The organism is Gemmatimonadales bacterium, from assembly GCA_036500345.1.
In the GTDB taxonomy this organism is placed as follows: Bacteria; Gemmatimonadota; Gemmatimonadetes; order Gemmatimonadales; family GWC2-71-9; genus Palsa-1233.
Genome location: DASYCE010000015.1, coordinates 1 through 24422 on the forward strand (window position 1 = coordinate 1; position 24422 = coordinate 24422).

General features: G+C 67.2%; 26 protein-coding genes and 1 riboswitch. Of the genes, 25 read left to right on the forward strand and 1 reads right to left on the reverse strand.

The annotated features are described in order from the left end of the window. The 23 genes from VGM20_07770 to VGM20_07880 all read left to right on the forward strand — a co-directional run. Positions 1-457 (forward strand): hypothetical protein (locus VGM20_07770; protein HEY4100758.1); only part of this gene is annotated, 457 nt, incomplete at its 5' end. A 19-nt stretch (positions 458-476) separates the two neighbouring features. Then, positions 477-1529, forward strand: coding sequence for a bifunctional diaminohydroxyphosphoribosylaminopyrimidine deaminase/5-amino-6-(5-phosphoribosylamino)uracil reductase RibD (gene ribD / locus VGM20_07775; protein HEY4100759.1), 1053 nt, complete (start codon positions 477-479; stop codon positions 1527-1529). Beyond that, positions 1529-2134, forward strand: coding sequence for a riboflavin synthase (locus VGM20_07780; protein HEY4100760.1), 606 nt, complete (start codon positions 1529-1531; stop codon positions 2132-2134). The genes ribD and VGM20_07780 overlap by 1 nt, the downstream gene beginning before the upstream one ends. After that, complete coding sequence (locus VGM20_07785) at positions 2131-3330, forward strand: bifunctional 3,4-dihydroxy-2-butanone-4-phosphate synthase/GTP cyclohydrolase II (GenBank protein ID HEY4100761.1); 1200 nt, start codon at positions 2131-2133, stop codon at positions 3328-3330. The genes VGM20_07780 and VGM20_07785 overlap by 4 nt, the downstream gene beginning before the upstream one ends. A gap of 4 nt (positions 3331-3334) precedes the next feature. After that, positions 3335-3802: a 6,7-dimethyl-8-ribityllumazine synthase gene (ribH, locus tag VGM20_07790; GenBank protein HEY4100762.1), complete on the forward strand. Its 468-nt coding sequence runs from the start codon at positions 3335-3337 to the stop codon at positions 3800-3802. 2 nt (positions 3803-3804) lie between these two features. After that, complete coding sequence (nusB, locus tag VGM20_07795) at positions 3805-4215, forward strand: transcription antitermination factor NusB (protein HEY4100763.1); 411 nt, start codon at positions 3805-3807, stop codon at positions 4213-4215. 6 nt (positions 4216-4221) lie between these two features. Continuing rightward, on the forward strand, positions 4222-5358 hold the full coding sequence (locus VGM20_07800) for a glycosyltransferase family 4 protein (GenBank protein ID HEY4100764.1): 1137 nt from the start codon (positions 4222-4224) through the stop codon (positions 5356-5358). A 10-nt stretch (positions 5359-5368) separates the two neighbouring features. Next, positions 5369-6325: an HPr(Ser) kinase/phosphatase gene (gene hprK, locus VGM20_07805; GenBank protein HEY4100765.1), complete on the forward strand. Its 957-nt coding sequence runs from the start codon at positions 5369-5371 to the stop codon at positions 6323-6325. After that, on the forward strand, positions 6322-6693 hold the full coding sequence (locus VGM20_07810) for a hypothetical protein (protein ID HEY4100766.1): 372 nt from the start codon (positions 6322-6324) through the stop codon (positions 6691-6693). Before hprK ends, VGM20_07810 begins: the two co-directional genes overlap by 4 nt. Beyond that, the gene (locus VGM20_07815; GenBank protein HEY4100767.1) at positions 6693-7172 is read left to right on the forward strand and encodes a PTS sugar transporter subunit IIB; all 480 of its coding nucleotides are present in this window, start codon (positions 6693-6695) and stop codon (positions 7170-7172) included. Before VGM20_07810 ends, VGM20_07815 begins: the two co-directional genes overlap by 1 nt. Positions 7173-7189: 17 nt before the next feature. Next, a complete protein-coding gene (locus VGM20_07820; protein ID HEY4100768.1) occupies positions 7190-7846 on the forward strand; it encodes a PTS sugar transporter subunit IIC in 657 nt (218 codons plus the stop codon). Continuing rightward, entirely contained in the window at positions 7843-8583 is a 741-nt protein-coding gene (locus tag VGM20_07825) for a PTS system mannose/fructose/sorbose family transporter subunit IID (protein ID HEY4100769.1), read from the forward strand. Before VGM20_07820 ends, VGM20_07825 begins: the two co-directional genes overlap by 4 nt. Further along, a complete protein-coding gene (locus VGM20_07830; protein HEY4100770.1) occupies positions 8580-8846 on the forward strand; it encodes an HPr family phosphocarrier protein in 267 nt (88 codons plus the stop codon). Before VGM20_07825 ends, VGM20_07830 begins: the two co-directional genes overlap by 4 nt. Before the next feature lie 8 nt (positions 8847-8854). Beyond that, positions 8855-10654, forward strand: a complete 1800-nt coding sequence (gene ptsP / locus VGM20_07835; protein HEY4100771.1) for a phosphoenolpyruvate--protein phosphotransferase — start codon at positions 8855-8857, stop codon at positions 10652-10654. Positions 10655-10691: 37 nt separating this feature from the next. Further along, positions 10692-11918, forward strand: coding sequence for a methionine adenosyltransferase (gene metK, locus VGM20_07840; GenBank protein HEY4100772.1), 1227 nt, complete (start codon positions 10692-10694; stop codon positions 11916-11918). Between the two features lie 7 nt (positions 11919-11925). After that, a complete protein-coding gene (gene ahcY, locus VGM20_07845; protein HEY4100773.1) occupies positions 11926-13269 on the forward strand; it encodes an adenosylhomocysteinase in 1344 nt (447 codons plus the stop codon). 169 nt (positions 13270-13438) lie between these two features. Continuing rightward, positions 13439-14206, forward strand: coding sequence for a hypothetical protein (locus tag VGM20_07850; GenBank protein HEY4100774.1), 768 nt, complete (start codon positions 13439-13441; stop codon positions 14204-14206). Positions 14207-14218: 12 nt separating this feature from the next. Further along, positions 14219-14406: riboswitch (cobalamin riboswitch) on the forward strand. Positions 14407-14508: 102 nt separating this feature from the next. Further along, positions 14509-15504: an iron ABC transporter permease gene (locus tag VGM20_07855; GenBank protein ID HEY4100775.1), complete on the forward strand. Its 996-nt coding sequence runs from the start codon at positions 14509-14511 to the stop codon at positions 15502-15504. After that, on the forward strand, positions 15501-16301 hold the full coding sequence (locus tag VGM20_07860) for an ABC transporter ATP-binding protein (GenBank protein ID HEY4100776.1): 801 nt from the start codon (positions 15501-15503) through the stop codon (positions 16299-16301). Before VGM20_07855 ends, VGM20_07860 begins: the two co-directional genes overlap by 4 nt. Positions 16302-16333: 32 nt before the next feature. Next, positions 16334-18337 (forward strand): TonB-dependent receptor, encoded by a 2004-nt coding sequence (locus VGM20_07865; protein ID HEY4100777.1) that lies wholly within the window; start codon positions 16334-16336, stop codon positions 18335-18337. A gap of 23 nt (positions 18338-18360) precedes the next feature. Continuing rightward, the gene (locus VGM20_07870) at positions 18361-19434 is read left to right on the forward strand and encodes a hypothetical protein (protein ID HEY4100778.1); all 1074 of its coding nucleotides are present in this window, start codon (positions 18361-18363) and stop codon (positions 19432-19434) included. A 3-nt stretch (positions 19435-19437) separates the two neighbouring features. Beyond that, positions 19438-20187 (forward strand): DNA repair protein RecO, encoded by a 750-nt coding sequence (gene recO / locus VGM20_07875; protein HEY4100779.1) that lies wholly within the window; start codon positions 19438-19440, stop codon positions 20185-20187. A gap of 138 nt (positions 20188-20325) precedes the next feature. Continuing rightward, positions 20326-20748, forward strand: a complete 423-nt coding sequence (locus VGM20_07880) for a hypothetical protein (protein HEY4100780.1) — start codon at positions 20326-20328, stop codon at positions 20746-20748. A gap of 32 nt (positions 20749-20780) precedes the next feature. On the opposite strand, the gene VGM20_07885 is transcribed toward VGM20_07880, so the two are convergent. Beyond that, on the reverse strand, positions 20781-21218 hold the full coding sequence (locus VGM20_07885; protein HEY4100781.1) for a DoxX family protein: 438 nt from the start codon (positions 21216-21218) through the stop codon (positions 20781-20783). A gap of 126 nt (positions 21219-21344) precedes the next feature. Here VGM20_07885 and clpB point away from each other — a divergent pair, with 126 nt between their 5' ends. Next, a complete protein-coding gene (gene clpB / locus VGM20_07890) occupies positions 21345-23942 on the forward strand; it encodes an ATP-dependent chaperone ClpB (protein HEY4100782.1) in 2598 nt (865 codons plus the stop codon). A 4-nt stretch (positions 23943-23946) separates the two neighbouring features. After that, positions 23947-24414: a tRNA adenosine(34) deaminase TadA gene (gene tadA / locus VGM20_07895; GenBank protein ID HEY4100783.1), complete on the forward strand. Its 468-nt coding sequence runs from the start codon at positions 23947-23949 to the stop codon at positions 24412-24414. The last annotated feature ends 8 nt before the right edge of the window (positions 24415-24422 follow it).

Consider the following 24422-nt stretch of genomic DNA (forward strand, 5'->3'; position numbering starts at 1 on the left):
CGTCACGCTGATCCCGGCGCGCCGCGGCGCTCCCGGTCTCAGCGTGAGCGTGATGCATCGCGGGTTGCCGCGGATCGGCGTCGGTGACATCCTGTCGGGAGACCAGTTCTCGTACATCACCGCGCTGAATACCACCGAGTACCGTGCCACGGCTGCTGCGCGACTCGGTGCTGTCCGCCTCGGCGTGGGCGGTGGATGGAACCATTACTCCACCGACGCCGAGATCATTTTCGTCGACCCGGTCACCGACGCCGAGCAGCCGGCGATCAACCTCGCCATCCGCGACACGAGGGCGCTGGGATACATCGACGCCGGGGTCGGTGCCGGGATCTTCTATCTCATCGGAGAGGTGGGAGCGCAGCGCGGCAAGGATCTCGGCCTGGTCACCACGTTCGCCGACAACGATCCGACGGAGACGCGGCTTTTTGCCAGCATCGGTCTACGGTTCGGGTTCTGATCCGGCTCGGGAACCGTTCATGCGCCGCGCGCATGAGCTGGCGCAGCGTGGGTGGGGGCGGACATTTCCCAATCCGATGGTCGGCGCGGTCCTCGTGGCTGACGACGAGATCGTTGGCGAAGGGTGGCATGCCGAGCACGGTGGACGGCACGCCGAAGTCATGGCGATCGACAGTGCCCGCGAGCGAGCGAAGGGCGCAACACTCTACGTCACGCTCGAGCCGTGTACTCACGTCGGGAAGCAGCCGCCGTGCACCGACGCAATCATCGCGGCCGGTATTGTGCGCGTCGTCGTTGCCGTGCGGGATCCGAATCCGGTCGCGGCTGGCGGCATCGAGCGGCTGCGGGCAGCGGGCATTGAAGCAGTGCTCGATCAGGATGCCGGCGCCGACTACAACTTCCGCTTCAGCCATCAGTTCACCGAGGCGAAGCGCCCGTACGTCGCGGTGAAGCTCACCGTGTCGATGGACGCGATGATCGCCGACGCGAAGGGACGGTCGCAGTGGATCTCCTCGCCGGCAGCGCGGGAGTGGGTGCACTGGCTCCGCGCTGGGTTCGGCGCGATCGGCGTCGGCGCACGTACCGCAATCGCGGACGACGTGCAGCTCACGGTGCGGGGCCCGGTGTCGCCGCGCGTGGCACCGGTGCGGGTGATCTTCGATCGCAGCGCGACATTGCCGGCGACGAGTCGCCTTTTCGAGGGAACGACGCCGGTGATCGTGGTCGTCGGGTCGGGCGTGGGCGACGCGACACGGGAGACGCTCACGCGCGCCGGCGCGCAGGTCGTAGTCGGTGACGAATTGGCGGATGGGTTGCAGGCGCTGGCGTGCAGCGGTGTCGATTCGATCCTGATCGAAGGCGGCGGTCGGCTCGCCAGCGCGCTGCTGGCGGAGCGGCTGGTCGATCGGGTCTATCAGGTGCAGGCGCCGCGGTGGCTCGGTACCGGCGTGCCGGCGTGGCCGGCAATCCCGGCGACGTCGCTGACAGAATCGGAACGGTGGCGGATGATTGCCGTCGAACGGCTCGGCGATCGTGACGACGCCGACGCCGTCCTCACGCTCGAGCATCGCTGATGTTCACCGGCATCATCGAGCAGGTCGGAGCGGTGCGCGCAGCCACGCCGCACGACGGCGGCCTCGAGCTCCGGATCGGCGCCTCGCTCGGCGAAGTCGTGCTCGGTGAAAGCATTGCGATCGATGGCGCCTGCCTCACGGTGACAGCGTTCGGCGCGGACTGGTTCGGGGTTCACGTCGTCACGACGTCGCTCGATCGCACCGCCTTCGTGAACTATCGGGAGGGGCGTCGCGTTAACGTCGAGCGGGCGTTGCGGGCGGGAGACCGGTTTGGCGGTCACCTGGTCCAGGGGCACGTCGACGCGGTCGGCCGGGTGAAATCGGTGCGAGACCAGGGCGATGCCCTGCTGATCGACATTGTGGCGCCGCCGGCGGTGATGGCGGTGTCGATTCCGCTGGGCTCGATCGCGGTCGACGGCGTCTCGATGACGGTGAACGGCATTTCCGCACCGGACCTGATTCAGCTCTCGGTGATCCCGTTTACCTTGGAGCACACGACGCTGGGCGATCGGGTCAGCGGCGACGCGGTGCATCTCGAAGGAGACCTCGTGGGGAAGTACGTGACTCAACTCGCCGATGGATGGCGGGCGGCAGCGGCACGATGACATCGATCGAACGGGCGATCGCGGATATCCGCGCCGGAAAGATCGTGGTCGTCGTTGACGATGCCGATCGCGAGAATGAGGGCGACCTCGTCTGCGCGGCCGAATTGATCACGCCGGAAATCGTCAATTTCATGGCACGGCACGGGCGCGGCTGGATCTGCCTCGCGCTCACGGCCGAAGACTGCGACCGGCTCGAATTGCCGCAGATGGTGGAGCGCAACACCGAGGCGATGAGCACCGCGTTCACCGTGACGATCGACGCCCACCGTCGCTTCGGTGTCACGACCGGCATCTCCGCGAGTGATCGCGCGGCGACGATTCGCGTGGCGATCGATCCATCGAGTGCGCCGGCGGATCTGCGGCGCCCCGGCCACATCCAGCCCTTGCGTGCACAACGCGGTGGCGTGTTGCGGCGCGTGGGACACACCGAGGCGAGCGTCGATCTGGCGCGGCTGGCTGGGCTCCGGCCGGCAGGGGTGATCTGCGAGATCCTCAATGCGGACGGATCGATGGCGCGACTGCCCGAGCTGCGTACCTTCGCCGCCGAGCACGAGCTGTCGCTGATCACCGTCGCCGACCTGGTGGCGTGGCGGCTCCGGACCGAGCGCCTGGTCCATCGTGTCGCCGATGCGAGACTGCCGACGGAGTTCGGCGAGTTCCGCGTGATCGGTTATCGCAACGACGTCGACCACGCGGAGCACGTGGCCCTCGTCTTCGGCGATGTCGCGGGAGAGGCGGACGTGCTGGTACGGATGCATTCCAAGTGCCTCACCGGCGATGTCTTTCATTCGATGCGCTGCGATTGCGGCAACCAGCTGCACCGGGCGATGGAGATGATCACCCAGGCGGGACGCGGCGTGATCGTCTATCTCGACCAGGAAGGCCGCGGCATCGGGTTGCTCAACAAGTTGCGCGCCTACGAGCTGCAGGACGCCGGCACCGATACGGTCGAGGCGAACGAACGGCTCGGGTTCAAGGCTGACCTGCGCGATTTCGGTATCGGCGCCCAGATTCTTCGCGACCTGGGCCTGTCGACGCTCAAGATCATGACCAACAATCCGCGCAAGCTGGTCGGGCTCGAAGGGTACGGGCTCGAGATCGTCGAGCGAGTGCCGCTCATCGCCGACGCCACGCCCGACAACAGCGCCTACCTGGCCACCAAGCGCGACAAGCTTGGTCACCTCCTCGCGCACTGAATCAATGCCGACATTCGAAGGTCAATCGCGCGCGAGCGGACGGGTGGCGCTGGTCGCCTCGCGATATCACGAACGAATCACCATCCGTCTCGTCGACGGGGCGATGGCGGCGTGTCTCGAGGCAGGATGTCCCGAATCGGATGTCGACGTCCTCTGGGTGGTCGGTGCCTTCGAACTCGGCGTGGTCGCCACCGCCGCCGCGCACAGCGGACGCTACGTCGCCATCGCGGCGCTTGGCGTGGTGATCCGCGGCGAGACGCCACACTTCGATTACGTGGCTGGTGAAACCGCCGCGGCGCTGGGACGCGCGGCGACCGAGACGCTGGTACCGATCGGCTTCGGCCTCCTCACCTGTGACACGATGGACCAGGCGGTGGCGCGCGCCGGGGGGTCGGCCGGGAACAAGGGTCATGAGGCAGCCGAAGCCGCATTGCGCACGGCGGACCTGATTCGCCAGGCGCTGGAAGACTAGTGTTGCGCCGCGAGACACGGCAGCGAGCCCGCGCGCTGCAACTCCTGTATGCCCTCGAGCTCACGGGTGAGTCGGACACGACGGCGGCGGCGGAGGCGATCGCGAAGCTCACCGGCGATCACGCGCTCATCTTCGAGGATGTTGAGCCGATGGTCGTGCGCATCCGCGCCGAACGCGAGGACCTTGATCGGCTCGCCGAGGTCGCCGCCGATAACTGGCGGCTCGAACGGATCGCGACGATCGAACGCAACATCCTGCGCATCGCGATCCATGAAATGGTGCACGAACGGATTCCGCCCAGGGTCGCGATCGACGAAGCGCTCTGGCTGGCCCACCGGTTCGCCGGCGTCCGCGCACCGGCCTTCATCAACGGCATTCTCGATCGGGTGGCGCGCGACCTCGGGCGCCTGTAAGTCACGATGAATCTCCTGGTCACCAACTGGCAGGATCTCCGGAATCCGCAGGGTGGGGGTGCGGAAGTGCACCTCTTCGAGATCTTCTCGCGGCTCGCCGCGCGAGGGCACCGGGTGACGTTGATCTGCTGCGGCTTTCCCGGCGGGGCGCCGGTAGAAGTCGTCGAGGGCATCGAGGTGCATCGGCACGGCGGCCGGCATTCGTTTGCCCTGTCCGGCTGGCAGGCGATTTCGCGCGCGGTGCGAACGCTTCGCCCCGATGTCGTGATCGACGACATCAACAAGCTGCCGATTGGCGCGCCGCTGCTGACATCCCGGCCGGTGTATGCCATCGTGCCCCACCTGTTCGGGACCACGGCGTTCGCCGAAGCGTCGTGGCCGGTGGCGGCGACGGTCTGGGCGGCAGAGAAGCTGATTCCGCGGATCTACCGCAACGCCTGGTTCCACGCCATCAGTGACTCGACGCGAGACGATCTCGTGGCGCGCGGCATCCCTCGCGGGCGGATCGCGGTGGTCTATCCAGGGGTCGATACCCGACGCTTCCACCCCGATCCGGCGACGCCGCGCCGCGCCGACCCGCGCTTTGTCTACGTCGGCCGGCTTCGCCGCTACAAGGGGATCGAATACCTCATTGACGCACTGGCCGAGGCGGGGAAGCTCCGTCCCGATCTCAGCGTGGATATCGCGGGGACTGGCGATGATCGTGCCCGGCTTGAGGGACGGGCCCGCGAGCGCGGGGTTGCCGATCGGGTGCGGTTCCATGGCTATGTCGACGAAGCGACGCGGCTCCGGCTCTTGCGGGAGTCGGTGGCGAACGTATTTCCTTCCCCGAAGGAAGGGTGGGGGATCACCGTCATGGAGGCCGCGGCGTGCGGCACGCCGTCGATCGCATCCGACTCCCCGGGGCTTCGGGATTCGGTCCGGAACGGACGCACCGGCATCCTGGTCCCCCATGGCGACGTGGCGGCGCTGGCGCAGGCGATGGTGGCCCTTGCGACCGATCGTCCCCGCGCGGAAACGCTCGGCCGGGCGGCGCGCGAATGGGCTGAACAGTTGAGCTGGGACAGCGCGGCGGAGATCGTGGAACGGCACCTTGCCGCGCTCGCCGCCGGGCGGGACCCGATCGTTACGCCGGATTCCTGAGGAGGAACTGGTGCGATTCCGCGACTTTCTCGCCGCGGGCGAGCAGCTGCAGCTGGAAGCGCTGACCGGCGACCTGGGCCTCGATCGCCTCGTCCCCGCCGCCGACATTGCGTCTCCCGGGCTGGCGCTCGCCGGCTACCACGGGCGGTTCATTCCCGACCGGCTGCACGTGCTCGGTGAGACCGAAATCACCTACCTCGCGTCGCTCGATGCGGCGACGCGCCGCACGGCGCTCGAAGGGTTCTTCCAGTACGATCTTCCCGCGGTCTTCATCACCAAGCATCTCGATCCGCCCGAACCACTCCTCGAACTCGCCCTCACCCGTCACATCCCGGTGTTGCGGACCGCGCTCAAGACCGCGGAGTTCTACAAGCGGATCAAGCCGATCATCGAGGACGCCTTCGCCCCGCGCACCACACTCCACGGATCGCTCACCGACGTGTACGGTGTCGGCCTCCTCTTCATGGGGCGGTCGGGGATCGGCAAGAGCGAATGTGTCCTCGACCTCGTCGAACGAGGCCATCGCCTCGTCGCCGACGACGTGGTGAAGGTGACGCGCCGCGGCAGCGACGTCCTGATCGGCCAGGGGCACGAACTTGCCGCGCATCACATGGAGATTCGCGGTGTCGGGCTGATCGACATCCCTGCGCTCTTTGGCGTGCGCTCGGTGCGGCAGCAGAAGCGGATCGAAGTGGTGGTGCAGCTGGAAGACTGGGAGAACGCCAAGGACGTCGACCGGACCGGCCTGCAGCGTGATGTCTTCACGGTGCTCGACGTATCGATTCCGAAGGTCGTCGTCCCGCTCAATCCGGGAAAGAACATCACCGTCATCTCGGAAGTGGTGGCCATGATGCACCTGTTGCGATACAGCGGCGTCGACGTCGCCGCCGCGTTCAACGAACGCCTGATTCGCAAGATGCGCGAGAAGCGCGGTGTACGGGAATACCTTCGCGGTGACATCGAATGAGCGCCATCAAGGGAGTCGTCGTCGGTCATGCCGGCCTTGCCGCCGCGCTGATCGGGGCAGTGGAGCAGATCAGCGGACCGGCGAGCGGTCTCGTGGCCATCTCGAACACCGATTGTGATCGCGGCACGCTGGAAGAGCGGATCCGCGCGGCGGCAACGCCCGGGCCGGCGATCGTCTTCATCGACATGCCGAGCGGATCGTGCCACTTCGCGGCGATGCGCAAGATCCAGTCGATGGAGAGCGTCCGCATCGTGACTGGCGTCAACCTCGCGATGCTCCTCGAATTCATCTTCCATCGCGATGGCGGCGTCGACGAACTCGCCGAGCGTCTGGCGCAGGTCGGTGCACACGCAGTGACGGCTCGCTGATGACGTTGCGCCTCTTCCGCGTCGACGACCGCCTGGTGCATGGCCAGGTCGTGATCGGCTGGGGGCGCCCGCTTGCCGCGCAATTCATCGTGCTCGTCGACGACGAGGTCCGGCAGAGCAGCTGGGAGCAGGACCTCTACCGGATGGCGGTCCCCGGCGACGTCGCGATCGTCTTCGCCAGCACCGCCGAAGCGGTCGCCCATCTCGCCGAGTGGAATGCGGATCCGCGCTCGGGCATGCTCCTCACCGCGGATCTTGCCACGATGGCAACGCTGCACGACGCCGCGCCGGTGCTGATCCGGGAGATCAATCTTGGCGGGCTCCACCATCGCCCCGGCCGGGTGGAGCGGTTGCGCTACGTCTACCTGGCCGCTCCCGACGAGGTGCTGCTGCGGCGGCTGGCGCATGATGGTGCACACGTGACGGCACAGGATCTTCCCACCGCCGCGGCGGTCGACCTGGACACGCTGCTCCGATGAACTCCGAGGGACTCCGGGTGGCCCTGCTCTTTCTGTGGGGAACGATCGCCGGGCTGGATCTGGTGAGCGTCCCGCAGGGATTGCTGTCGCGACCGATCGTCGCCGCCACCGTCGCCGGGTTGATCGCGGGCAATCTCGCCGGCGGCCTGATGGCGGGGATGGTGCTCGAACTGTATGCCCTGGATGTCCTGCCGATCGGTGCGTCGCGCTATCCCGACTACAGTGTCGCCTCGGTCGCTGCGGGCGCGGCAGCGGCGCTGGTGCCGGCGCAGATGGCCGCCGGTGCCGCGGGGATGATCGGCCTGCCGCTCGCTGCACTCGGCGGATGGACGCTGCAGGCGCTCCGGCGTCGCAACGCCGTGTCGGTGCGTCGGAGACTCGAGCGCGTCGCCGCCGGCGAAGCCCGCGCGATCTGGGAGTTACAGCGCAACGGCTTTTTCCGTGACGCGGTGCGGTCGTTCGCGCTGGCGCTGGTCGGCGTGGGCGCGGCACTCCTGATCGCACTGGTGCCGTGGCCGGACTTCCCGCGCGCGTCACTGATCTCGTGGGCGGTACTTGCCGGCGGCATCGCCGCGGCGCTCGGCGGAGCGATTCGCAGTGCCGGTCGCGGTGCCCGCCGCTACTGGCTCGCCTGCGGCATCACGACCGGCATCCTGGTGGTGTGGTTCCGATGAGCGCGAAACTCGAATCGCTGTTGCGCCTGATGGCGGTGCAGGCGTCGTATACCTACGAACGGATGGCGGGAATCGGAGTGGGTCACGCGGCGACGCCGCTGCTGCGCGACGTCTTTGCGCAGCGACCCGCGCGCGATCGGCGCGAGGCGATCGCCCGTTCGGCCGACTTCTTCAATTCGCATCCCTACCTGGCCAGCGTCGCCGTCGGAGCGGTCGTGAAGGCAGAACGCGACGGCGTCCCGGGTCCGGTCATTTCGAGGTTGCGCACGGCGTTGTCCGGGCCGCTCGGCGCGCTCGGCGACCAGCTGATCTGGGCCGGATGGGTTCCGACGCTGATCGGCATCGCGCTGATCGCGGCGCACGCCTTCGGGATCTGGGCGATCGTGGCGCTGCTGGTGGTCCACAACATCCTGCGCGTCTGGATCACCGCCTGGGGACTCGAACTCGGTTTGCGTGAGGGACTTGGCGTCGGCGCCGCACTGCAACGCTCTTGGCTGCCGCTCGGCGCGGTCGAGGCGCAGCGAGCCGCGGCGCTTGCGGTCGGCGTGGCGGTGCCGATCGTGGTGGGACGAGTCCTCGCCGCCGCGCCGCCCGCAGCGATCGCGGTCACGGTCGCCGCTGGCCTCGTCGGCGCAACACTGACCATTCTCCCGGCGACGAAGACCCGGGTGACCGGCCTCCGGTTCGGGCTGGCCCTCGTCGCTCTGGCCGTGATCACCGCTGGAGTCCTGCGATGATTGAACGCCCCGCGACGATCGTCAATTCGCTCGGCATGCACGCGCGGCCGGCCGCCCAGGTTGTGCGCCTCGCCGCGAACTATGTCGCAGCAATCGAACTCGAACACGATGGCCAGGTGGTCAACGGCAAGAGTATCATGGGAGTGATGACGCTGGCCGCCGAGTGCGGTGCGGTGGTGCTGGTTCGTGCCGACGGTGCGGATGCCGAAGCGGCGGTGACGGCGCTGCTGGAACTCATTGCGAAGGGATTCGGCGAAGCGTGAGCGAGCGGATGCTACGTGGAGTCGGGGTGTCACCGGGCGTCGCGTTTGCACCGGCGCTGGCCGTGCGCTGGTCGTTTCCGCAAGTCGACGGGCGCACCATTACTCCCGACCAGCTCGATGCCGAGGTCGGGCGCCTGCACCAGGCGGTGCAGGAAGTCGTCAGCCAGCTCTCAATGCTTCGCAACCGGACGCTGGAGCGCGCCGGACCCGACGCCGCCGGCATCTTCGACGCCCAGATCATGATGGCGCAGGACGCCGAGTTCCTCGGTTCGGTCGAGGCGCTGATTCGGAAGAACCTCCTCTCTGCCGAAAGTGCCTACGAGTTCAAGGCGCTGGAACTGCGCAACGCATGGCAGTCCGCGCGGCAATCGTTCCTGCGCGACCGCGTTGCCGACCTCAACGCGATCCAGCTCCGCATGCTCCTCCATCTCGTGGGGCGCACGGCGGATGATGCCTGGCTCGGCGAGATACGCGAGCAGGTCGTTATCGTCGCGCACGAACTGTCGCCGGGCTTGACGGTACAGCTCGATCGCGATCACGTCGCGGGGCTCATCAGTGAGGAAGGGACCCGGACCTCGCACGCGGCGATTCTCGCCCACTCGCTCGGCATTCCGGCGGTGATGGGAGTGTCGGGTGCGCTCGAACAGATCGCCGACGGGGCCAACGTCCTCCTCGATGGGCAGAGTGGCGTCATCCTGATCGATCCCACCGCCGACGAACTCGAGGCGGCCGCATTGCAGGCATCCCGCCGTCACCGGCTCGAACTGCAGCTCGAAGGAATCGCGAACGAACCCGCAATCACGCCGGATGGCGCCAGGATCCGGCTGCAGGGGAATGTCGATCTCCCTGAAGAGGTGGACAGCGCCGCACGATACGGCGCGGAAGGTGTCGGCCTGCTGCGCACCGAGTTTCTGGTGACGGGGCGCACGCATCTCCCCACTGAGGATGAGCAGACGGAGTACTACCGCCGGGTCGGTGCGGCGTTCGCCGGTCACCCGGTGGTGGTGCGCAGCTACGACCTTGGCGGCGACAAGTTCCCCGCCGCGTTCGTGGCGCCGCACGAGCCGAATCCGTTTCTCGGATGGCGGTCAATCCGCGTCTGTCTCGACCGGCCCGAGATTTTCCGGCCGCAGTTGCGGGCGATTCTCCGCGCCGCGGCCGACCGCGACATCCAGCTCATGGTGCCGATGGTGATTTCGCTCGACGAGTTCGCCGCGGCCCGCGCACTGCTCGCCGAGGAGTCGGCATCGCTCGCCGCGGCGGGGATTCGCGCTGCCCGCGAGATTCCGGTTGGCGTCATGATCGAGACACCCGCCGCCGTCATGCTCGCGGCGGACCTGGCGCGGACCGCTGCGTTCGTGTCCGTCGGCACGAACGACCTGACGCAGTACACGCTGGCAGTCGATCGAAGCAATGCCCGGCTCGCGGATCGGTTCACACCGCTGCACCCCGCGGTCGTGAGACAGCTCGCGCATATCCGGCAGGCGACCGCTGCCGCCGGGATCCCGGCGTCGGTCTGTGGGGAGATGGCATCGGATCCCGTGGCTGTCGTACTCCTCGTCGGCCTCGGGTACGACCGGTTCAGCACCGCGCCGCCGGCGATTCCGCTGGTGAAATGGGTGGTGCGCAACCTGCCCGCCGCCGCGGCGCGCGACGCAGCCGAGGGCGCCGTTGCCGCAGCCACCGCCGACGATGTGCAGGCGATCCTTCGCGCGACGCTCGGCCGGTACGTCGACGTGCGTCTCGTCGACCCGTCAACCGCGTTGCCGCGACCTTCTGTGGGCGCTAGCTTGCGCGCGGGGAGCTAGGTCCGATCCACTTCTCACGCAGCAGGACGACGGGTCCATGAAGCATGTCTTCACGTCGGAATCGGTGACCGAAGGGCACCCCGACAAAGTTGCCGATCAGATTTCCGATGGTGTGCTCGACGCGATCCTGGCGCGCGATCCGATGGCGCGCGTTGCGTGCGAAACGATGGTCACGACCGGGATGGCGATCGTTGCCGGCGAAATCACCACGTCGGCCTATGTGCACATCCCCGACATCGTTCGCGACACCATCGAGCGGATCGGTTACACCGACGCGCAATTCGGCTTCGACTATCGCACCTGTGCCGTGATCTCGTCGATCGACCGGCAGTCGGTCGACATCAAGCGGGGCGTCGACGGCGATCCCGACCGACAGGGCGCTGGCGATCAGGGGATGATGTTCGGCTACGCGTCAGACGAGACTCCCGAGTTGATGCCGCTGCCGATCATCCTGTCGCACCGGCTGGCACAACGACTCGCGGCGGTGCGTCGCGGTGAGAACGGCGGCGCGCACTACGGGTGGCTCCGCCCCGATGGCAAGACCCAGGTGTCGATCGAGTACGAAGCCGACCGACCGGTCGGCGTCCGTACCGTGGTCCTGTCGACCCAGCATGATGAGAAGGTGGGCACGAAGACGCTGACGCACGCGACGATCAAGGAAGCGATGATCGAAGACGTGATCCGTCCCGTGCTCGAGGATTTCGACCTTGATCACGATCGCGCAAAGTTCCACGTCAATCCGACCGGTCGCTTCGTGATCGGCGGCCCGCATGGCGACGCCGGTCTCACTGGCCGCAAGATCATCGTTGACACATACGGCGGGATGGCACGGCATGGTGGCGGGGCATTCAGCGGCAAGGATCCGACCAAAGTCGACCGCTCCGCCGCCTACGCGTTGCGCCATGTGGCGAAGAATCTCGTTGCCGCCAAGCTCGCCCGGCGCTGCGAGGTGCAGGCTGCCTATGCGATCGGCGTGGCGCGACCGGTCTCCGTCTTCGTCGACACGTTCGGCACCGGCAAGGTCCCCGACCGCGAGCTCGAGCGTGCCGTGCAGGAAGTCTTCGACCTGCGACCCGGCCACCTGATCAACAATCTCAACCTGCGCCAGCCGATCTACTCGGCGACAGCGACGTACGGCCACTTCGGCCGCGAGCCGCGCAGGACAACCTATGTCGACCGGGATCTGCCGCCCCAGAAGGTGGATGGCTTCACCTGGGAACGCACCGACCGTACCGGCGAACTGAAGACCGCAGTTCGCGCCTGAGGAGATGATGACGAGTATTTCGATCGACGCACCGCACGATGTGCGCGACCTCGCGCTGGCTGACGAAGGACGACGCCGGACCGAGTGGGCCGAACGGTCGATGCCGGTGCTCCGGCAGATCCGCGAGCGATTTGCCCGCGAGAAGCCGCTGGCCGGGCGCCGTATCTCGTGCTGCCTGCACGTGACCACCGAGACGGCGAACCTGATGCAGACGCTGCGTGCGGCGGGAGCGGAGATCGCGCTCTGCGCCTCCAACCCGCTGTCGACGCAGGACGACGTGGCGGCGCATCTGGTGCGCGATCACGGCGTGCACGTCTATGCCATCAAGGGCGAGGATCACGAGACCTACTACACGCACATCGCGCAGGCGCTGGCGTTCGGTCCCGACCTGACCCAGGACGATGGTGCCGACCTGGTCGGGTCGCTCCACATGATCAAGCTCGGACGTCTCGATGATCTCGCCGGGCCGATCCGCACGATGGTCGAGTCATTGTCGGCGGACGAACGCCGCGCCATCGTCGGGCGGGTGACCGGCTCGACCGAGGAGACGACGACCGGCGTCATCCGCCTCAAGGCAATGGCCCGAGAAGGGATCCTCGCGTTCCCGGTTGTTGCGGTCAACGATTCGCGCACCAAGCACATGTTCGACAATCGCTACGGCACCGGCCAGTCAACGCTCGACGGCATCGTTCGCGCAACCAACGTGCTGGTGGCGGGGAGCACGTTCGTCGTCGCCGGGTATGGCTGGTGCGGGCGCGGTCTGGCGATGCGGGCTCGCGGCGCCGGGGCGCACGTCATCGTCACCGAAATCGATCCGGTCTCGGCGCTCGAAGCGCGGATGGACGGCTTCGAAGTCATGCCGATGGACGTTGCCGCGTCGCGCGGCGATGTCTTCTGCACACTGACCGGTAACCTGCATGTGATTCGCGCGGAGCATTTCCGCCGGATGAAGGACGGGGCAATCGTCTGCAATTCCGGGCATTTCAACGTCGAGCTCGATCTCGACGCGCTCGGCGCGATGGCCTCATCCCGGCGTGAGGTGCGGCAGTTCGTCGACGAATTTCTCGTCGACGGGAAGCGGATCCTCGTCCTCGGCGAGGGACGGCTGATCAATCTCGCCGCCGCGGAAGGACATCCAGCGTCGGTGATGGACATGTCGTTCGCCAACCAGGCGCTTGCCGCCGAGTATCTCGTCACGCAGCAGGGGAAGCTCGACAGCCAGGTGCACCGCCTGCCGGTGGCGGTCGATGCCGAGATCGCGAAGCTCAAGCTCGCCGCGATGGGAACGAGCATCGATACGCTCACGGCCGAGCAGACCAACTACCTCGCGAGCTGGGACGCTGGTACCTGACGCCATTGTTCTCGCGACGCTGATCGCGACATCTGCCCCGCTGCCCAGACCGGTCCGGGTAGCGGGGCATGTCGTTCGTGTGGTCGGGCACGACACCGTCGGAGTGCCTGGCGTCCGGGTTGTGCTGCATCGCGTGACGGTCTCGGCGCCGGGCCCCGTCGATTCGACGATGAGCGACTCCCACGGATCATTTTCGTTTCGCGTCGAACCCGATACGGCGTCGGCGTATCTCGCCAGTGTCCGATGGGAGTCGATCGAGTACTTCTCGCAGCCGTTCCCGCTGGATGGGACCGGCGATGATTCGTCGGCCGTTGTCGTGGTGGCAGATACGTCGCAGGCGGCGCCGGTGTCGCTCGCCGCGCGGCACCTGATCGTGTCGAATGTCGGCACTGAAGGGACCCGCGACGTCGTCGACCTGTACGTGCTGAACAACCCCAGCGCGCTGACCCGTGTCGCACGTGATACGCTGCACTTCACCTGGTTCACCAGGATCCCGTCGTACGTTGTCAACATCCACGGCGGGAATTCCGCCTTCGCGATTGAATCCTTGCGCATGACCGGCGATACGGTGGCACTCTACGCCGCGATTCCACCAGGTCAGCACGACGTGGAACTCGACTACCAGATACCGCCCAACGCGCACCGGGTGGAATTTCCCGTGACGGCCGACGCCCCGCTCTCGAACATCATCACTCCCGATCGGTCGATGCGCGTGCAGGGCGCGTTCGCCCGATCCGACACGGTGATCGACAAGAAGCCGTACGCCCGGTGGGAAGGGAAGATGTCGCGCGGTCAGCCAGTTGTGCTGCGGCTCGGTGCCGACCCACCACCGTCATGGATCGTTGTCGTATTGGTGGCGGCGATGGGATTCGTGCTGATCGGCGTGACGGTACACACGGTGACAGGGCCGGAGCGACGTGCCTTGCATCGGTCGTGACCGGACGGTAGGTTCGTCGCCACAACTGTCGGACCACTGCGAATGGGGACGCTCGGAAGTCCGGTGCAAGACCGGCGCGGCCCCGCCACTGTAACGGGCAGCAGCAGATCGGCCGCTCACCACGCCACTGGGATCAGACCCGGGAAGGCGAGCGGACCAGCCCGAAGCCAGGAGACCTCTCCGTTCGCGCCACCAGCAATCCCTCGGGGGAGGGAACGGTGGCGCGGTCGTGTCGAATTGTCGCCATCGGCGGCGTTCTCCCGTCCTCGCCCATCTCGCCTCCAGGAGATGGGCGATTTTTCATGGCGGGACCTGGTACATCGCGCGCTCGACTGGCACTGCCGATCCTGCTGATCGCCGCAGCGATCGCGGCCGTGCTGGGCGTGATGCTCGGTGCGGTACCGCTCTCGCCGATGGCCATCCTGAACGCCATCCGCCACGCCGACGCGCCTGACGCGTCGATCGTGCGCGACCTCCGGTTGCCGCGCGTTGCGCTGGCGTTCGTCGTCGGTGGCAGTCTCTCGGTTGCCGGGGCGTCCTTGCAGGCGCTGCTGCGCAATCCGCTGGCGGAGCCGTGGCTCCTGGGATTGTCGGGCGGCGCGTCGCTCGGCGCGGTCGTTGCCGTGGCAATCGGCTTGCCGCCGGGATGGAGCGTGGCGGCGTGCGCCACGATCGGCGCCCTCGCGGCGATCGCGCTGGTCTATCGCATCAGCGTCGTCGCCGGCCGCCGGCTCGATCCGCGGATACTTCTCCTCGCCGGCGTCGTGGTCGGTGCATTCACTGCCGCGGTGACGTCGGCGCTGCTGGTGATCGCTGATCCATTCACCTTCCACTCGGCCACGGTCTGGCTCTTCGGGGGATTCGGCCGGTCGAGCTGGTCGCTCCTCTCCCATTTCGTGCTGGTCGCGATCCCGGCACTCCTTCTCATCGGCTGGCTGGCGCGACCGCTCGATCTGCTCGCCTTGGGAGACGAAACCGCCGCGACGCTCGGCGTCGGCGTCGAGGGGACGCGCCGACTGGTGATCATCGCCGCGTCAGTGCTCACGGCGGCAACGGTGACCGCGGCGGGGGTGATCGGATTCGTCGGACTCGTCGTGCCACACGCGCTGCGCGGAATCGTCGGCCCGATCCATCGGTCGCTCCTTCCGGCGGCGTTCGTGGCCGGCGGCGTCTTCACGATCCTCGCCGACATGGCGGCGCGGACCATCCTTCGGCCGGTCGAAATCCCGGTCGGCGTCATCACGGCGCTGGTCGGCGTACCGGTCTTTGCGGTGTTGCTGCGGCGGAATCTGCGATGATCCTCGCCGGGCGCCATCTCACCGTCGACTTCCCGGTCGCGCGCGGCGCGAAGCCACACCGCGCCCTCGACGACGTGTCGTTCTCCGTCGCCAGTGGCGAGCTCGTCGCCGTCGTCGGTCCAAATGGCAGCGGCAAGACGTCGCTGCTGCGCACGCTGCTGGGGCTGATCACGCCGACGAGCGGCGATGTCACGCTCGGATCTCGCGCCATCGCTGCGTGGAGCCGGCGGGAACTCGCCGAAACGATCGGTGCGTTGCCGCAGCGCGAAGCACCGGCGTTCCCGCTGACGGTGCGTGAAGCGGTGTTGATGGGGCGCTGGGCCGCGCTCGGTCCGGTTGCGCCGATCACCACCGCAGACCACGCCGTGATCACGGAGGCGCTGGGTCGCTGCGACATCGCCGGCTTCGAAGAGCGGGGGATCGATACGCTCTCGGGCGGCGAGTGGCAACGGGTGCGACTGGCGCGGGCGCTGGCGGCGACACCGCAACTCCTCCTTCTCGATGAACCGACCGCCGCGCTCGACGTCGGACACGAAATGGAATTGCTCGAACTTCTCCGCCGCCTCGTTCGCGACGGTCTCGGCGTCCTCGTCATCACCCATCAGCTCAATCTCGCCGCGCGTTACGCCGACCGGATCGTGCTCCTCGACCGCGGCCGTGCGGTCGCCGATGGGGTACCGGCGAATGTGCTCACCGCCGCCGCCGTCTCCGCGGCGTTTCAGTGGCCGGTCGCCGTCACGCAGTGGCGCGACGGATCGCCGCAAGTGGTCCCCCTCAGAAAAGACGAAATCCCATGACCCGTTCTTCCCATTTCTCGCGGAGTGGCATGATGCCGTATCGACGTTCACCGATCGCCGGCGGCGGCGGGATTCATCGGGTGGCCCGCGTCGCCGTGCTCGCGGTGGCGCTGATCGTCTCGGTGCCGACGATCGCGCTCGCTCAGGTGCCTGACACCGCGCGCGTCCAGGATCTCGTTGTCACCGCAACGAGATTGCCGACGCCGGCGTCGGAAGTACCAGCCGGCACGACCGTCATCAGCGGTGACGACCTGCGCGAACGTGGTGTCCATTTCGTGCTCGATGCGCTGCGCGATGTTCCGGGAATGTCGATCGTCCAGACCGGATCGTACGGCGCCGTGACGTCGTTGTTCCTGCGCGGAGGCGAAAGTGATTACGTGAAGGTGCTCCTCGACGGCGTGCCGCTGAATCTTCCCGGAGGGAGCATCAACTTCGCCAACCTCACGACCGAAGACCTCGACCGGATCGAGATCGTCCGCGGACCTGCCAGCGTACTGTACGGCGCTGACGCAATGAGCGGCGTCGTGCAGCTCTTCACCCGTAGCGCGGGAGCGCGATCGAGCGTCGAGGTCACCGGCCGGGGCGGAAGCCGCGGAACCAGCGATCTCAGCGGCCACGGCGACATCGCGAGCGGACGGTTTTCCATGAGCGCGACCGGTGGCCGGTTTGGTAGCGACGGGACTTTTCCGTTCAACAGTGACTATCGCAACGCGATGGGCACGTTGCACGCGGGATATGATGCGGGCGCCGCCGGCCGCATCGGCGTCAGCGCACGGTACGACGATGCACTGATCCATTTCCCGACCGACGGGAGCGGCAACGCCGTAGATCACAACCAGTTTTCCGCCGAGAAGAGTTTCGCCGGCGGGCTCGCGGCCGACCGGAGGGTCGGCGCGATCGGACTGCACTTTGAAGGGTATGCCTCGCGGCTGAATGAGGGGTATACCAATCGCGCCGATTCGCCGGCAGATACCAATGGCTTCGACTTCATCGAAGACCGCGACGGGATTACCTGGCGGAAGGGTGTCGGCGCACGCGTCGACTGGCACGCTGCCAGCGGCACGGTCGCGACGGCTGGCGCGGGGATCGAACGCGAGAGCGACGACGAGCATGACGTCGGGACGTCGAATTTCGGTTTCGGATCTGAAACCGACACTTCGAGCTCCGACAACAACCGCACCACCCGCGACGGCTATCTCCAATTGCTATCCAATCCCGGGCATCTCTCGCTCCAGCTCGGTGGGCGTGTCGACGACAACTCGGCGTTCGGAGCCTTCGGCACCTGGCGCGGGGGCCTTGCGTGGCATCTGTCGCCGTCGAGTCGCGTCTGGGCTGCCGCCGGCACTGCCTTCAAGGCGCCGACTTTCTCGGAACTCTTCGCCCAGAGCGCCTTCGAGGTCGGCAACCCGGATCTCAAGCCGGAGCGGAGCCGCAACGGCGAAGTCGGCGCGGAAACAGCGTTCGCCGATCGCCGCGTACGGCTCGGGGCGACGGCGTTCTGGCAGACCTTTCACGACCTGATCCAGTTCGTCAACGCAGCCCCGGGCGACCCGAATTACACCAACCTCGGCGGTGCGAGCAGCCGAGGAGTGGAATTGACCGCGTCAGCGGTCGCGGGAGCCGGATTATTGCTCAGCGCCCACTGGACTTTCCTGCATACCGAGGTCACTGATACCGGTGCCGCGTCGTCGATTTCATTCCAGCAGGGCGGCTCGCTGACTCGGCGGGCAGCGTCGGTCGGCGGTGGAACCTTGGCCTATCGGTGGCGCGGCGTGACTATCGAAGGAACAGCGCTCCACGTGGGCGCCAGGGACGACATTGATTTCTCGGGCGCCACCGCCGTCCGGGTTACTTTAAAGCCCTACACCACGTTCGATTTTGCCCTCGATCTGCCGGTCTTCGGGTCGGCTGACAGGTCTCCCGGTCTCGACCTGACGGTTCGCGGTGAGAACGTGTTCGATGCCAGCTATCAGCAGGTCGTCGGGTTCCCGGGTCGCGGTCGCACTCTCCTCGCCGGGGGGCGCCTGCGATACTGAGGGCAACAGGAAGAGGAGGCGCGGTGCCGCGTTTGGGGGTGTGGGGAGCGATCGTCGTGGGATTCATCGCGGCGGCGTGTGCGTCGACGATCGGCCCGGTGACGCCGCCCGTCGAGGTCCTCGTTGTCCTCGACAGTGCCGATGACACGCTCCGCATCATCCCCGTCGACAGCACCGAGGTGGTGCACCACCTGATCCTCACGCCCCGAACGTCCAAGGTGACGGCGCTGGCACTGCGTGGACAGATCGCAGCCATCAGCGACAGTGACGACGTGATGCTCATCGACCTCGGCAGCCATCACGCCGCCTGCGCCGACGGACGTCCCGTTCCGCTCAACGCCAACGGAGTCATCGGCGCGCTGGCGTTCGGCGATGACGGTCAGGGATACGCGTCGACTCCCTCGACCGACAGCGTGAGCCGATTCCTTCCGCCTCCGGTCTGCGGCGCGGGGACCGGCTCGGTCCCGGGAACGCCACAGGGCTTTGGACTCGCGCGCGGCAAGGTCTTCGTCGTCGTCGCCAACCGCCACGGCTGTCCCCTCGGGCCGATCGGCTGTCCCGACGCGCCGAGCTGGCTCACGACCGAGCCGGGATTGCGAGACTCCGTTCCGCTTCTCGGTCCCGGCGATGCGCGGAGTGGTGTGTTCGCGTCAGACGGGTCGCTTTACATCGTCAGTGCCGGCGACGGGTCGTCGGATGGAATCCTCTCGCAGATCGATCCCTTGCAGCCGGGGAATATCAATTCGTACGGCGGGTTCGGTCATCTCCCGCAGTACGTCGCGACCGACGGCGCGGACCATGTCTACGTCGCGTCGCCGATCGACGGACTGATGGTCTTCAACGTGCGAACTCATCAGGTCGACCGCGGGGTGAGCGCCGCCGTGCCGCTCAACGGCGCGGCACACGGGCTCGCTACCGACGACTTCGGCAGGATCTACGCGCTCACGGCGGGGAGCTGTACGGCCACCGGCGCACGCGGCACCGTGCAGATTCTCGGTCAGGATCTCGTGGCCCGGCATCCGGTCACCGTGGGCCGCTGTCCGATCGCCATCGGCGTCACCGAGATTCCTGCCGCACTTTACCATTTCGACAACTGATCCGTGGCGGGCCTGCCGCAGCTCACTCCCGCGATCGTCCTCGGGTCGGTGCGCTATGGCGAGACATCCCGGATCGCCCGACTCCTCACCCGCGACCTCGGTATGGTGAGCGGCATTGCGAAGGGGGCGCTCAGGCCGAAGAGCCGCTTCGGCGCCGCGCTGCAACTGCTGAGTGAGGGGCACGCCCACCTGATTGCGTCGCGGGCAAGCGACCTGTACACCCTGGCAGCGTTCGACCTGATCGCCACGCACCGCGGTCTCGCCTCCCATCTCGAACGATTTGGCGCGGCGTCGGCGCTGGCAGAGATCGCCATGCATTTCGTTCCGCCGGTTCCCAACGCCGAATTGTATGACCACGTTCTCGACGACGTGCGGCTCCTCGAAGCGGTGCCCCCGGAGGCGATCGCGGTCGTCGCGTTGCGGGCGATCTGGCGGCTGATTGCCGAGCTCGGCATCGGACCGTCGGTGGTCGCTTGCGCCCGTGACGGCGCTGCGCTTCCAGCACGGGGTGGTGCGGCGTTCTCCCTGCGCGATGGTGGCTTCCTGTGCGATGCATGTGCCGCCACAGGCGCCACGACGCGGCTCGAATCCTCCGATCGTCACGACCTAGTGTCGCTCCTCACTGCCGACGCGGAACTCCCCTTTCTCGATGACCGGCGGACCGCCGCGCACAAGCGGCTCCTCCTTCGATGGGTTCGCGAGCATCTCGGGGACAGTGTCATGCCGGCGCTCGCCGCTTGGTGCGCCAGGTGAATACCGGCACCGCTACCTCGGCAGGACCCGCGGCGTTGCCGCTTGACACGGTGGACCGGCGACCCGCATGTTGCCGGAGGATTCCGTCATCTGCGGAGGTTGGTTCGATCCACGATTTGTCAGCCTGAAGGAGCGTCCATGCGCCGGTTTGTCGGGCCGGGGCTCGGGATGCTGCTCGGATGGATCGTGGCGTTGCCAGCCGCTGGTCAGGGCGCATCGGCGCCGCCCGCGATCACCTTGTCCGAACCACGTCCCAATCCCGTCCTCCCGGCGGCGCTCGTCCCGTTCTCCGTCTCGTCGGATCTGTGCCGTCGAGGGCATACCCCTCGAGTCGCGTTGCGAGTCTACAACGTCTTCGCGCAACCGGTGGCCAAGCTGAGCCTCCGCGACCGTCGTGCGGTCCCGCTGGACAGCATCCCGATGAAATGCGGGGACTATGTGGCGGTCTGGGACGGTACCGTCGATGGTGGCACGCGAGTCGCCTCGCCCGGCATCTACTACATGGTGCTCGGTGTCGATGGAAGGACCGCGGCCAGGAAGGTCATCATCACTTCACCGTGAGGGACGCCCAGGCGCCCCTCTTGGCGCTGCCGTTACCAGGGAAGAGTGCCGACGCGGACCCGCCCCCTGCCGATGCGTCGATCGAGGGAGGCAATCCCGGCGCCGCTCAGAGCCAGCACAGCAGAGGCCGCGCAGAAGATGAGCGGCAACTCCACCGATCCCGGGCCGACCAATCCGTGCGTGATGTGTACCGCGAAAATCGCGACGAGCATCTCGACGGCGAAGAGGAGACCGAGAATCCTGGTAAACAAGCCAAGGACCAGGGCTGCGCCGCCCAACAACTCCAGGAAGGTCACGAAGATTGCCGCCACGCCGGGGAAAGGAATGTGGTATTTCATGAACCCGACCTGCATTTCAGGGAGACCGATCGTGACGAGCTTCTGATAGCCGTGGGCAAAGAACAGCACTCCGAGCGTCACGCGGAGTATCAGCAATCCCGTTCCAGTCCGTGGCCCCCGCAGATCCGGCATCGCGCCCTCCGATACTGACCATAGCAGGGACGACCCACCGGCGGGATCGGCGCACGCCACACCGGCGGCCGCGCCCCGCTCGCGCGATCGGGCGGGCGTCGCCATCTTGTACGCCGGAGGAACCTCATGCTGCGACCCGATCGTCTCACGCTGAAGGCACGCGAAGCGGTGCAGGCCGCGCTCGAGCAAGGGCGCACCCGCGGGAATCCCGTGGTCAACGACGCGCACCTGCTCTCGGCCCTGCTCGGACAGGATGAGGGGATTGTCCAGTCGCTCCTCGCGAAGGCGGGGGTCTCGATCCCGCGGCTCTCCAATCGAGTCGAATCGGAGATCGCCACCTTCCCATCCCAGCGCGGCGGCGTCGATGTCACCCCGACGCTCGATCGAACCCTTTCCAAGGTCTTCGAGCGCGCCGAAGCGACCGCCAAGGAACTCGGCGACGCGTACGTGTCGACCGAACATCTCCTCCTCGCCCTCGCCGAAACCAAGGGGACGTCGGCCCGGCAGCTGTTCGAAGCAGAGGGGCTGACCGCCAAGGAACTCCGGACTGCCCTGGACGAAGTCCGCGGCTCGCACCGTGTCACGACCGACACGCCGGAGGAGCAGTACCAATCGCTCGCGCGATTCACGCGCAACCTCACCGACCAGGCGCGAAGCGGCAAACTCGATCCGGTGATCGGCCGGGACGAGGAAGTTCGTCGCGTCATGCAGGTGCTCTCGCGCCGCACCAAGAACAATCCGGTGCTGATCGGGGAACCCGGCGTCGGCAAGACCGCGATCGTCGAGGGACTGGCGCAGCGCATCGTCAACGGCGATGTCCCCGACTCGCTCCGCGGCAAGGAAATCATCGCACTCGACATCGGCCAGTTGCTCGCCGGCGCCAAGTATCGCGGCGAGTTCGAGGAGCGGCTCAAGTCGGTGGTGAAGGAACTCACCGACGCCGCGGGTCGCTACGTCGTCTTCATCGACGAACTGCACACGCTGGTCGGTGCGGGGAAGGCCGAGGGCGCGGTCGACGCATCGAACCTGCTCAAACCGGCGCTTGCCCGCGGTGAACTGCATGTGGTCGGCGCCACGACCCTCGACGAGTACCGGCAGAACATCGAGAAGGATGCCGCGCTCGAACGGCGCTTCCAGCCGGTCTACGTCGGCGAACCGACCGTCGAGGACACCATCGCGATCCTGCGCGGCCTCAAGGAGAAGTACGAAGTCCACCACGGCGTGCGCATCACGGACAACGCGCTGGTGTCGGCGGCAACGCTCTCGAACCGCTATATCGGCGACCGCTTCCTTCCGGACAAGGCGATCGACCTGGTCGACGAGGCGGCGTCGCGGATCCGGATGGAGATCGACTCCCTCCCGCAGGAGATCGACGAGGTCGAGCGCCGCATCCTGCAGCTCGAGATCGAACGGCAGTCGCTGGTCCGCGACAAGGACAAGGCATCGGTCCAGCGGCGCAAGGCACTGGAGCAGGAGATCGCCGAGCTCAAGGAGAAGAGCGCCGGAATGAAGGCGCGGTGGCAATCGGAGAAGCAGGCGATCGAGGGGATCCAGAAGCGGAAGGCGCAGGTCGAGGCGATGCGCGCCGAAATCGACCAGGCAACGCGCGCCGGCGACCTGCAGAAGGCCGCCGAACTTCGATACGGCAAGATCCCTGAACTGGAACGCGAGCTTGCCGGCGAAGAACAGAAGCTCAACGAGGCGCAGAAATCGTCCAAGTACCTCCGCGAGGAAGTCGGGTCGGAAGACATCGCGAATGTGGTGGCGAAGTGGACCGGGATTCCGGTCAGCAAGATGCTCGAGTCCGATCGCGAGCGCCTCACGCGGCTCGAAGCCGAACTCGGCCGCCGCGTGGTCGGCCAGCCGGAAGCGATCACGGCGGTGGCCAACGCGGTACGCCGCGCCCGCGCCGGGCTGCAGGACGTCGGCAAGCCGACCGGCTCCTTCATCTTCCTCGGTCCCACCGGAGTCGGCAAGACCGAGACGGCGCGCGCGTTGGCGGAATTCCTTTTCGACGATGAGCGCGCGATGGTGCGCCTCGACATGTCGGAGTACATGGAGAAGCATGCCGTCGCCAGGATGATCGGCGCGCCGCCGGGGTACGTCGGCTACGAAGAGGGTGGGCAGCTCACCGAAGCGGTGCGCCGTCGCCCCTACTGCGTGATCCTCTTCGATGAAATCGAGAAGGCGCACCCCGACGTCTTCAACCTGCTGCTGCAGGTCCTCGACGATGGCCGCCTCACCGATTCGCAGGGGCGGGCGGTCGACTTCCGCAATACCGTGATCATCATGACCAGCAACATCGGGTCGCGGTACATTCTCGAGACGAAGAGCATTGCGCCGGATGCATGGCCGGAGGTCGAAGCGAAGGTCCTCGCCGACCTGCGTGCGCATTTCCGCCCCGAGTTCCTCAATCGCGTCGACGATATCGTCGTCTTCCGGCCGCTGTCGCGCGAGGATCTCGATCACATCGTCGCCCTGCAGCTCGCCAGGCTGCGCGCCCTCGTGGCGGCGCGGGGACTGGTCCTCGACGTTGCGCCGGAGGCGATGACCTGGCTTGCGGAGGCCGGTTACGATCCGCTGTACGGCGCCCGGCCGCTCAAGCGCGTGATCCAGCGGGAATTGCAGAACCCGATCGCGCTGCAGCTGCTGGAAGGGAAATACAACGAGGGCGACACGATTCACGTTGCCGTCAATGGTGGCCAGCTCGAGTTCGCCCACTAGCGCGATGCGTGGCCCGCAGCCGGCACCAGGAGATGTCGCGGGGATGCGGCTGGCGCTCGACCAGGCAGGGCAGGCGATGACCGTTGGCGAAGTGCCGATCGGTGCCGTGGTGATGCGGGAGGGAGTGGTTCTCGCCGCGGCGCACAACGCGACCGTTGCACTGCGCGATCCGACGGCGCACGCCGAACTCCTCGCCCTCCGCCAGGCGCTCGCCACGGCCGGAAGCGACCGCCTCACCGGCGCCACGCTGTACATCACGCTGGAGCCGTGCGCGCAATGCGCCGGCGCAATCGTCCTCGCCAAGGTCGGCCGCGTCGTCTTCGGTGCCTGGGACGACAAGGCGGGGATGGCGGGATCGATTCACGATCTCCTCCGCCACCCCCGCCTCAATCATCGCCCCGAAGTCGTCGGCGGCGTCCTCGCCGACGAGTGCGCCGACCTCCTCAGGTCATTCTTCGAAGCCCGCCGGTGATTTGATTC